Below are 9,383 nucleotides of genomic sequence, written 5' to 3' on the forward strand. Positions count from 1 at the left end.
GTTTGAACTCGGCTGAATACGTCTTTCGTTGTCCCATGTCGCACCTCGTTGTCGTTATTCTCGGAGTTCTTAACTCCGTCTACGCACAACTGGTGCAACCCCACACATTCCGTCGATGGCCCCGCCCCCGGCGGGATTTTGTGTGCAGGCTTTTTACGCCTCAGATACTGTTGCGCCTGACCGAAGGAGCCTCGAGCCGGCCAGAATTTGCGATCCGACCTTGACGGGTCAAAAGTGTCAACAGGCTTGGTGGCTCGAGGGGGAGTGACAAGCAAAGCTTCCCACGGCTCTGCTCAACACACAAAAGTGTCAGGTGCTGAGGGGCCAAACAACTTGGGCGCAATAAGGTGGTCTGTTGAGTGCGGCATAGGTCCGTATGCACGACCAGCGCGTAACGCCCTCCGTCGTTGTCGTGTCGCTGCTGGCGTGGCCGTTGGTGCACGAGTGTCAATCCTCTGCAACGCCTTCCATCTGCTGTGATGCACGCAGTTGTTCACGACGGCGCTCGTCGGCTAGGGCGTGAATTTCAGCGATCACGTCGTTCTGCAAGGCCATGGAAACGCGCGTGTTGATCGCCCGGACGCGGTTGGTGTCGAGTTTTGGTGTCCTGTCCTCCCGCAGGAGACCATTCGTTTCCTGTTCGGTGTCGGTCAGCTGAGTGTAGCAGAAGCCCGAAATGACGGGACTGTCGAGTACGGCTGTGACGATCTCTTCATAGCGGTTGAGCAGCGCGTCCGTGTCTGGCACGGTCCCATATCCCCACCAGCGGTCTTTCTGCGTAGGTGCGTGACTCAGGCCTCCGAATTCGGTGAGCATGACAGGTTCCCCTTTTCGGTGGTGTCCGGCGAGGTAGAAGTTACGCCGGGACGGCTGCACCGCTTTGAGGGTATGCTCGAGCGCTTCTGCCGAGCCGTAGCGCTCGCGGAGGGTGTTACCGTCGAGTGCATAGTCGTGTACGCCGAAGATGTCGCCCTCGACGACTTCCCATCCGTCGTTCCCGATGACGGGTCGTGTCGAGTCCAGAGATACCGTGAGGTGATACAGGCTTCGCACGAAGGCCCGCTGTGCGGCGTCGCCTTCAAGGTTTGGAACGCCCCAGCTTTCATTGATGGGCACCCACGTGACGATGCACGGGTGGTTGTAATCTCGTTCGAGGACTTCGAGCCATTCGCGGGTGAGGCCGCGTTGCGCCTCGGGCGTGAAGACGTAGGCGTTGGCCATTTCACCCCAGACGAGCAGGCCCAGCCGGTCGCACCAGTAGAGGAAGCGTGGATCTTCGACTTTCTGGTGAATTCGCACTCCGTTGAAGCCGAGCTCTTTGACGAGTTCGACCTCACGGCGCAGTGCTTCCTCGCTAGGAGCGGCCAGGTGAGAGTCCGGCCAGTAGTTTTGCGCAAGCACCAGGCGCAGGTAGTATGCACTGCCGTTGAGCAGGAAGCGTCCGTCACGCACGCCAGCGCTGCGCAGGCCGGCGTAGCTGCCCACGTCGTCCACGACGTTGTCGTCGTCGTCGAGGAGCGTGATTCTCGCGTCGATGAGGTTGGGTCTTCGTGGGGTCCACAGGAGTTCCTTGCGGTCAGCCTTGAAGCGCACAGGGTCGATTTCAATGTCCCGACGTACTTCCCGGCCTTCGAGAAGGTAGGTGTCGTCGGCGAGGCGTTCGCCGCGAATGCTGAGTCGAACACGGACCCGTAGGGGCTCGGCTGGCGTTTGGTTCAGGCGAACGTGCAGGCCGAGCCGTCCGCGTTCGGAATCCGGCGTCCAGCGGAGTGTTGTGATGAAGGTGCGCGGTACGAATTCAAGCCAGACGGGCTGCCAGATGCCGGTGGTGCGGTGGTACCAGATGCCGTGGGGTTCGAGCTCCCAGTCCTGTTTCCCGCGTGCCTGCGCGAGATCTTTTGGATCGTCCTCGGCGCGCACGACAATGTCTTGCGTGTCCTGAGCTGTCAGGACGGATGTGATGTCGGCCGTGAACGGTGTGTGGCCGCCTTCGTGTTGGGCGACAAGGCGCCCGTTGACCCAGACTTGAGCGCGGTAGTCGACCGCACCGAAGTGCAGGAGGGCCCGGCCGGCCCGGTCCTGCGGCGCGATGGAAATCGCGCGGCGGTACCACACGACCGGGTGGTATCCCGTTGCGTGGACGCCGCTCGCTCGACTTTCGGGCGGGTAGGGCACGACGATATGTTGATCGAAGGCGTCGGCATGTTCGTACCAGCGCGCGTCGAGGCCACGGTTGTCGTCGTCATGCGCGAATTGCCAGACTCCGCTGAGGTTTTCCCAGCGTTCGCGGGTGAGTTGAGGCCGGGGGTGCACCTGTGGACTGCTGGGGCCTGTGGGTTCGACATGGCTCGGTTCGTGCATGTGGTACCTCAGTGTTGAGTCGGGATCGTCGAACGCTTCCGCTCGCTTGTGGCGGTCGGTGCTGTTGAATGGTCGGAACTCGGTCGCTCGAGGGCTGGGAAGTGCCGAACATGCTGGCGTTGCTGCGTACCAGCCGGCGTGTGTGCCGTGGCTGACCGGTGCGGGTGACCCGCGCGTCGAGGGGTGATGTTGCGTGGCTAAGGTCAGCCTTTGATTCCAGTGACGGACAGGAAGCCTTCGGTCACGCGGCGCTGGAAGATCAGGTAGGCGATCACCACCGGCAGGGCCGCGAGCACGGCGACGGCCATCGTGCGTGCGAAACGCAGGCCGTAGGCGTCCTGAACTTGCGTGAGGCCCAGCGGAAGGGTCATCATGTCACTTGACGTTGTGATGATGAACGGCCACAGGAAATTGTTCCAGGCGGCGATGAACGTCACGATCGCGATGCCCCACAAGACGCTCGCGCTGAGTGGAATATAGACCTGGTAGAGAATGCGCCATTCGCTGGCGCCGTCCACCACTGCCGCTTCGCGGAGTTCTTTTGGAATGGCGTCAAAGAAGCTTTTGAACACGAAAATCGCAACGGGCGAAACAATTTGCGGCAAGATGATGCCTGCGTGGGTATTGATGGTTCCGAAATCATGCATGAGGCGAAAGAGGGGAATGAGCAGCGCCTCGAACGGAATCATGATGCCCGCGAGGAACGTCCAGAACAGCACCTGTTTACCGCGAAAGCGCAGCTGTGAAAAAGCGTAGGCCGCCAGTGCCGCGAGGACGACCGTTGCGATGGTGATGACGAGTGAGGTGACGGTGCTGTTGAAGTACCAGCGCGACAGGCTTCCCAGGGCGATGACTTCTTGAAAGGCGGTGAACGTGGGGGGATTCGGCAGCCACACCAGCGGCTTGGCGACCGCCTGCTCTTCGGGTTTCAGCGCGGTCAGTACGGCCCAGAGGAGCGGGAATGCCCACAGCGCCCCCAGCGCGAAGGTTGCGATCGTGGCGATTACGCCCCAGTTGAAGTTGCTGCGGCGCATCAGCTCTTCCTCGAGAGCAATGCCGCTTGCAACAGGGACATTGTCAGGACGATCAGGAAAAACGCCACAGCGATGGTTGAGGCGTATCCGCCGTTGAGGTTTTGAAAGGCTGTTTCGTACATATATTGCAGCACCACGCGAGTGGAGTTGAACGGCCCGCCACCAGTGAGGATGTAGACCTGCGCGAAGATCTTGAGTGACGCGATCAGCTGAAGAATCAGCACGAGCATGGTGATGGGCCACAGCAGCGGCCAGGTGATGTAACGAAAGATTTGGAAGCCTTGCGCGCCATCAAGCGCGGCGGCTTCGTACGTTTCCTTGGGAATGTTCTGCAGGCCAGCCAGAAACAGCAGCATCTTGAAGCCGACCGTCCACCACACCGTCACGACGGCCACGGTGACCATGGCGGTATCCACATGACTGAACCAGAGGTTGTTCAGTCCCGTGAGGGCGTTCACGATGCCGAAGTTGCCGTTAAGTATCCATTGCCACACAAGCGTAACGACGCTCACAGGCAGGACGTATGGAAGAAAGAAGAGGGCCAGGGCGAAGTTCTTCGCGCGGAGCAGGCGGTTCACGGCGAGCGCCATCAGTAATCCGATCGCGGCCGTTGGAATGGTGGTGTAGAGCGCGAACGCCCCAGTGTGCCGAAGTGACGCCCAGAAGTCAGCATCCCCGACGAGTTTGGCGTAGTTCGCAAAACCGACGTATGCGCCTGTCTCCGTGAGGGAGCTGCTCGTGAAGCTTAGCTGGATCGCGCGAAGCATGGGATAGATGAAGAAGAGCACGAACGTGAGCAGGAAGGGGGCCAGCATCAGGGCGGCCGTCAGGTCGTTCGACGTGCGCTGCCGAACGACGCGTGGTCTGCTTGTTCCGGTGGAAGCAATCTTCGGAATGGAGTCTCTCACGGCATTCTCCCGGCGCCAAATGCGCGTGTTCAGCCCCACCCGCACGCGGGTGGGGCTGCCTGAGGATCAGGGGTTGGGACTGCTGGCCATGAGTTTGTTGGCGTCCGCTTCGAACATACTCCAAGCCTGATCGACGCTCAGTTGACCTTGAATGGCGGCCACGAAGTACTTCTGCGCCGTTGACTGCAGCGGACCGGCAGCGCCACTGAACCAGCCGGGCGGATCGAACACGGCGTTCGCTGCGGCCTTCGCAGCGTAGTCACTGTTCGGCTTGAGCACCGCATACTCCTTGGAGTTGACGGTGGCACGGTAAGCGGGGATGTGTCCGCCCTGCGCCCAGATCATGCTGTTTTTCTGCACGTACGCGATGAAGTTCATAACACCGGCCAGGTGCTCCTTGGAAATGGGTTTCTTGGCGTTGTTGGGAATCGCGAGGCCATGCGAGTCCGCCCAGACGTTCTGACTGCCGTTCATGGCCGGCATCGGAGCGACTCCGTAATCAAACGCGATCTTGTTCGCTTTGCGTCCGTCCACCATGCTGGGGACTTCCCAGACGCCGTTGATCATGAAGGCGGCTTCGCCGGTCGTGAACTGCGCGACGAACGACGGGTAGTCGGCGTTCATGGCCATGTTCTTGTTTTTCGCCCAGGCCACCATGGTCGCGAGCGCTTTCTTGCCTTCTTCACCGGCGACGAGTTTGTTGTTCTCGACGATTTTGGCCTTTTGCTGAGCCATCAGCGTGATCCACATCCTCCAGGGTGCCGAGGATGTTGGATTGTTTTGGAAGGCCAGTCCTGTCTTGCCGGTTTTATCGGCCACGGCTTTCAGTGCAGCATTGAACTCTGCCATCGAATTGATGGGTTTGAGTTTGCCGCGTGCATCCAGCAGTCCGGCTTTACGCGCGAGGTCTTTGTTGTAGTACAGCACGAGCGGATGTGTGTCGAGCGGGACGGCGTACGTTTTGCCCCGGTAGGTGGCGGCGTTCAAGAGCCGAGGGAAGAAGTCAGCCCTTTTCAAGCCGACACTAGCGAGCTCTTGCGCCGTGATCGGACGCAGCAGATTCTCAGGCGCCCAGCCGGTCATGCGTGAAAGGTGGAAGCTGATCAGGTGCGGCCCCTCTCCGACCGAGATGGAGGTGCGCACCTTCGTGTAAAACGGCACGCCCCACTGCAGCGTGGTCTGTTCCACTTTGTACTTGTTCTGGCTGCTGTTGTATCCGTCGACGAGTTGTTTCATGCGCGCGCCGTCGCCGCCGCCAAGGAAGTTCCAGAAGGTGATTTGGGTAGGCTGGGCCAGGGCCGAGCTGCCAAGAAGGGCACTGAACGTCAGGATATGGCTGATGCGTGTCATCGGGACTCCTTGAAGCTGTGAGGCGAATGCGGGGCTCCGGGTTCCAACTCGGACAGTGGCGTAACGGTCAAACTCCTCCTTAAATCTGATTAAGGCGACGACGTTGGGCTCAAGCACGGTGAGCTGGAGCCAGGCATGAGAAGCCGCCGATTCCGGTTGATCGATGGATAACGAAGGACAAGCGAGGGAGGCTTGACGGTCCGCTGGGCTACTGAATTGACGGTACCCGGATCTTAGGACCGGCCGGTCGTTTTTGTCAAGTGAAGTTGTGAGTTTTGCGAGCCAAGTGTGGGGGGGGCGAAACGCGCATACAATGAGGTTTTCGTTCAATGTTCGGCAAGATTAGGCCTCCATTCTCTCAATGTGTGTAATATAGTTGAGAGAAAGGAGAGACCATGCCGATTTCTGGTGCCCGCACCCTCGTCGTCGACAGCGAAGTGTCCATGCCCGTCCTGATCGCACTTGCCCACGACACCCGCCTCCTGATCCTCAGCTTGCTTTCCCACAACGTCATGAACGTCTCCGAACTGACCAGTGCCCTCGGTCTGCCTTACACGACCGTGCTGTTTCACCTGAAAAAGCTTGAAAGCGCCGGCCTGGTGAATGTCGAGTACACACCAGGCACGCGCGGCTCGCAGAAGCTGGTCTCCAAACGCTACGACGAGATGCTGTTCAAGTTCCCAGGCGTCAACGTAGAAGCGGGCGAAGACGTCGTGGAAGTCAGCATGCCCATCGGCGCATACCGGCTTGTCGACGCTCGACCCATGTGCGGCCTGGCGTCGGATACCAGGACCATCGGACGAATGGACGACGCCCGCTCCTTCTACGAACCCGAACACATGTTCGCCCAACTGCTGTGGTTTCGCAGCGGCTTTGTGGAATACGCCTTTCCCAACAACGTACCATTCGGCGCCCACGCCACCGAGTTCGATCTCTCCATGGAAATGTGCTCCGAAGCCCCGCAGTACAACCTCGACTGGCCTTCGGACTTCACCCTGTGGGTCAATCATACCGAAGTAGGAACCTGGACGTCACCGAGTGACTTCGGCGGCGTGCACGGCAAACTCACGCCGGCATGGTGGCCCGACGATCAGACTCAGCACGGCCTGCTCAAGCACTGGCGCGTGACGTCACAAGGCTCCTTCGTTGGCAGCGAACGCATCTCCAATGTGACACTGTCCGACCTGCGACTGGACGAAAATAACCATGTCACCGTTCGCCTCGGCGTGAAAGACGATGCCCAAAACGTAGGCGGACTCAACTTGTTCGGACGCCGTTGGGGCAATCACCCGCAGGACATCATCATGCGAACGCATTACGCCTTCGGGGAACACCAAAAACCATATCGTCTCCGGTAAACTGCCGAGTATCGAAGCAGCGTACCCTCACGATGTTGCGCCAGTATCTCAAAAGCCTTCTGAATGAAGTGTTCGGGCGGCAGGTGGTCTGGTGGGTTGCCACAGGACACGGGTGATGCAGACGGCTTCCATGCATGCCTGACAGGCCCTCAACGGCGTCGGGCTGATGCCGTTCTACGAACGTTTCGGCATGCGCGAGGCAACGCAATGGTTCGCCGGGAGGACGCACGCCAGGGTGGGTGAGCGTAACTGCTACTTCAGATCGAGCCGGCTCAGATCGAAACCATTGCCCTTGACCGAAGCGAGCGCCAGCTTTGCGCGCCTCTGACGGCTGGCCTGATCGTCGTTCAACCGGGCGTCCAGGACCAGGGAATCATGGTCATAGGACAGACTGAACATCTAGCCCAGCCGCTGCGCCGGCGACATGGCTTTAATTCTGGAGTACCGGGCAGGCTCAAGCATAGAGCGCTGCAGCTGTTCCCGGAGGCCAAAGAGCTTGGTCGGGTTGGGACGTGTGCCCGACACGCGCTTCCACATACCGCCCAGGTAGGTGGCCACCAATTCAGACAGGCCCGGACTGTGCTTCTCGAAGTCGTTGAAAACCCACAATCGGTTGACCATGTCGTTGTCCACTAGAACGGCGATCCACTCCCTCTTTTGCTGCGCGGTCTTGCCTTTCAGGAGCTGATCGGCCGTAGCCTGCCGGAACTGTGCCAGGCGGGCTTCGCTGAACTTCACGGCCAGACGTGGATCCGGTTTGTAGCGCGTCTCCTGACCCGAGCTTCCGGACAGTGCGCAGGTGCCCTGGAGAATGGAACTGCTTAGCGCCGCCTGTCCGAAACCCACGCCCAGATCGGAGGTCACTGACGGCGAGTACTGTGCCTGCGCCAGACCAGTGGACAGCACCACGGCGAGGGAGAAAAGGCGTGTCTGCCTTCCACGAATGCTCCACCGTCTGGCACATAATTTCGTCATGCCGCTGAGTGTGCCGGTTGCCCCTTGACTGCTAGGCCGCCAGGGCGCCCCACAGCGCTAAAATTCGTGTTTACTGATCTGAGTGTAAGTCGGTAGCAGTCCTGACGCTGAAAGTATCCCTCTGAAGGGCGCTTTCTGGCCGTCGCCGTTACGGATCAACGCACAGATCAGTAAGTACACCCGCTGCGTCACATGCGTGCCAGTTGTGGTCTCCGCACGCGATCCGGAGACCAACCGGCTGGACACCAGCGAGGAGCTGAATCTCCGCCCAGGGTTCCGCACGCAGTGGAACGCGTCGTCCGCCACATTATGGCCAGGCCGATCCCCACTGCCGTCGGCCACAGACCAGGCGGATCGATGCGCGGATTCCCTCCGATACCGAGAAGGCCCAGCCGGTGCACCAGAATCGGCGTGCACACGGGAACATGATCCTCAGGCCGTTTGGGGCCACCCAGTTTTGGTTCCACTGGCACTGTACGTACCATATTTGGACTGGTGTCGCTCATCCTGAAGTCCTGATGTGGCCTGTGCTCACCTTGGGCATATGCTTTTTCGTGCATAGTTCGTTCCATGCCTCATCGTGCCCATCGATAGCACTGACGAAACGTGCGTGAGTCAGCTGCAGGTACAATGTCTCATGTCTCATCTTGTCGATTTGCTGCTCAACTCTGGCGTTCGCATCAGTCTGAAGGTTGAAACGGAGCAACTTGAAGGCATTATTGAGGGAGTTGCGTCGGGTAAAAATGGCACCCTCGACCTCAACGACATCGTGAAGGGTGTCGGAACCACCTATGCGGTTCCCTGGCGCAACATCTCGTTGATTCACCATATGGAACTGCCTGAGGGAACCGAGCTGATTACAGACACCGTGTTGACGTATCCGGATGGAATGTCATCGGGGCTCGTAGAGGACATCATCGTTAAACTGAAGGCTGCAGGCACCGAAACACAGGAGTGATAGACATGCTCGCCCTCCCGGGCCGTATGGGGCTCGCTTCCCAGCTCAGGGACGGGTGACGACCACCGCATAGCCTTCCGCTTTTGCGGCGCGGAGCTCGCTCTCCACCATTCCTTACCGGTGCGCTCTTTAAGCACCCGGTCGTCCCCTGCGGTATGACGTCTGTCAACAGGTCACGCCGTGAATGGACGACAGGCCCACAGATCGGCTCCTCGAGCGGGAGCCTTTGCGCAACCGCAATCGGTATCCACGCTCACGTGGTCGATGCACACGTGGGCGTGGATTCGCAGTCACCGTCCCACCGCTCGGCACCTCCGGCAGACCGCAGAAGCAGACTAGATAGGGTCTGAATGGGTTGCCGTCAAGCACGGGATCAGGAGGGCACTGGCTGGGCCATTAAAGCCGCCATTCGCTTGCTTTCGAACTCCTCGTCGTACGG

Annotated in this window: 8 protein-coding genes; 2 read left to right on the forward strand and 6 right to left on the reverse strand. The window is 59.7% G+C overall.

Annotated features, from left to right (window positions below):
* Window positions 1–447: 447 nt before the first annotated feature.
* The 4 genes from IEY49_RS20865 to IEY49_RS20880 form a co-directional block, all read right to left on the reverse strand.
* On the reverse strand, window positions 448–2,361 hold the full coding sequence (locus IEY49_RS20865) for a glycoside hydrolase family 2 protein (RefSeq protein WP_189012292.1): 1,914 nt from the start codon (window positions 2,359–2,361) through the stop codon (window positions 448–450).
* Window positions 2,362–2,564: 203 nt separating this feature from the next.
* Window positions 2,565–3,395, reverse strand: a complete 831-nt coding sequence (locus tag IEY49_RS20870) for a carbohydrate ABC transporter permease (RefSeq protein WP_189012294.1) — start codon at window positions 3,393–3,395, stop codon at window positions 2,565–2,567.
* Window positions 3,395–4,303: a carbohydrate ABC transporter permease gene (locus tag IEY49_RS20875; protein WP_189012296.1), complete on the reverse strand. Its 909-nt coding sequence runs from the start codon at window positions 4,301–4,303 to the stop codon at window positions 3,395–3,397. The genes IEY49_RS20870 and IEY49_RS20875 overlap by 1 nt, the downstream gene beginning before the upstream one ends.
* 66 nt (window positions 4,304–4,369) lie before the next feature.
* A complete protein-coding gene (locus tag IEY49_RS20880; protein ID WP_189012298.1) occupies window positions 4,370–5,653 on the reverse strand; it encodes an extracellular solute-binding protein in 1,284 nt (427 codons plus the stop codon).
* Window positions 5,654–6,048: 395 nt separating this feature from the next.
* Here IEY49_RS20880 and IEY49_RS20885 point away from each other — a divergent pair, with 395 nt between their 5' ends.
* Window positions 6,049–7,011 carry an ArsR/SmtB family transcription factor gene (locus tag IEY49_RS20885; protein WP_189012300.1) on the forward strand — a complete coding sequence of 321 codons (963 nt, stop codon included), beginning with the start codon at window positions 6,049–6,051 and terminating at the stop codon, window positions 7,009–7,011.
* A 252-nt stretch (window positions 7,012–7,263) separates the two neighbouring features.
* On the opposite strand, the gene IEY49_RS20890 is transcribed toward IEY49_RS20885, so the two are convergent.
* Both IEY49_RS20890 and IEY49_RS20895 read right to left on the reverse strand, forming a co-directional pair.
* Complete coding sequence (locus IEY49_RS20890; protein ID WP_189012302.1) at window positions 7,264–7,410, reverse strand: hypothetical protein; 147 nt, start codon at window positions 7,408–7,410, stop codon at window positions 7,264–7,266.
* Window positions 7,411–7,986: a hypothetical protein gene (locus IEY49_RS20895; RefSeq protein ID WP_189012304.1), complete on the reverse strand. Its 576-nt coding sequence runs from the start codon at window positions 7,984–7,986 to the stop codon at window positions 7,411–7,413.
* A 637-nt stretch (window positions 7,987–8,623) separates the two neighbouring features.
* Between IEY49_RS20895 and IEY49_RS20900 the strand changes: the two genes are divergently transcribed.
* A complete protein-coding gene (locus IEY49_RS20900) occupies window positions 8,624–8,944 on the forward strand; it encodes a hypothetical protein (protein WP_189012306.1) in 321 nt (106 codons plus the stop codon).
* Window positions 8,945–9,383: the final 439 nt, after the last annotated feature.

It is taken from the genome of Deinococcus malanensis, assembly GCF_014647655.1.
Lineage (GTDB): Bacteria > Deinococcota > Deinococci > Deinococcales > Deinococcaceae > Deinococcus > Deinococcus malanensis.

What these genes read in the sequence shown, in the direction of transcription:
- IEY49_RS20885 (WP_189012300.1), top strand. Translation starts at nt 6,049, where the DNA reads ATGCCGATTTCTGGTGCCCGCACCCTCGTCGTCGACAGCGAAGTGTCC.
- IEY49_RS20895 (WP_189012304.1), bottom strand. Translation starts at nt 7,986, where the DNA reads ATGACGAAATTATGTGCCAGACGGTGGAGCATTCGTGGAAGGCAGACA.
- IEY49_RS20880 (WP_189012298.1), bottom strand. Translation starts at nt 5,653, where the DNA reads ATGACACGCATCAGCCATATCCTGACGTTCAGTGCCCTTCTTGGCAGC.
- IEY49_RS20870 (WP_189012294.1), bottom strand. Translation starts at nt 3,395, where the DNA reads ATGCGCCGCAGCAACTTCAACTGGGGCGTAATCGCCACGATCGCAACC.
- IEY49_RS20890 (WP_189012302.1), bottom strand. Translation starts at nt 7,410, where the DNA reads ATGTTCAGTCTGTCCTATGACCATGATTCCCTGGTCCTGGACGCCCGG.
- IEY49_RS20865 (WP_189012292.1), bottom strand. Translation starts at nt 2,361, where the DNA reads ATGCACGAACCGAGCCATGTCGAACCCACAGGCCCCAGCAGTCCACAG.
- IEY49_RS20900 (WP_189012306.1), top strand. Translation starts at nt 8,624, where the DNA reads ATGTCTCATCTTGTCGATTTGCTGCTCAACTCTGGCGTTCGCATCAGT.